This is a genomic window from Pseudoselenomonas caprae, from assembly GCF_008271345.1.
In the GTDB taxonomy this organism is placed as follows: domain Bacteria; phylum Bacillota; class Negativicutes; order Selenomonadales; family Selenomonadaceae; genus Selenomonas_A; species Selenomonas_A caprae.
This window is the reverse complement of the sequence record NZ_VTOZ01000071.1, coordinates 1-380: the sequence shown is the minus strand read 5'-3', so window position 1 is coordinate 380 and position 380 is coordinate 1. Positions and strand designations below refer to the sequence as shown.

At 45.3% G+C, this 380-nt stretch carries 1 protein-coding gene; it reads left to right on the top strand.

Features of this window, described 5'->3' with window-relative positions:
• A partial coding sequence (locus FZ041_RS14350; RefSeq protein ID WP_369407328.1) for a helix-turn-helix domain-containing protein occupies positions 1-312 on the top strand: 312 nt, incomplete at its 5' end.
• Between the last annotated feature and the right edge of the window lie 68 nt (positions 313-380).

Below are 380 nucleotides of genomic sequence, written 5' to 3'. Positions count from 1 at the left end.
GAATTGGCACTTCGACTTAATTTGAAATCTGCGGGCCTTTTAGCTAACTGGGTTCAACGCTATCGTGCTGTTGGTATAGAAGGTCTCAAACCGCAACGGAAAGGCAGGCGGCCAAAGGTGCCAGATAAAGCCAGTATTACACCAGAATGCAATATGAATCAAGATGAGAAACTTAAGCAGTTAGAAGAAGAGAATCTCAAGCTACGTATTGAGGTGGCTTATTTAAAAGGACTGAGGAGATTGCGCCTGGAGCAAGAGGCGCAGAAGCGAAAGCAAGGATCGCCCACAGTCTCCGAGGATCATTCAAATTAAAAGACATCCTTGCAGTTATAAAACTCCCTAAAGCCACTTACATGTATTGGCAACAGCGATTCGACCGC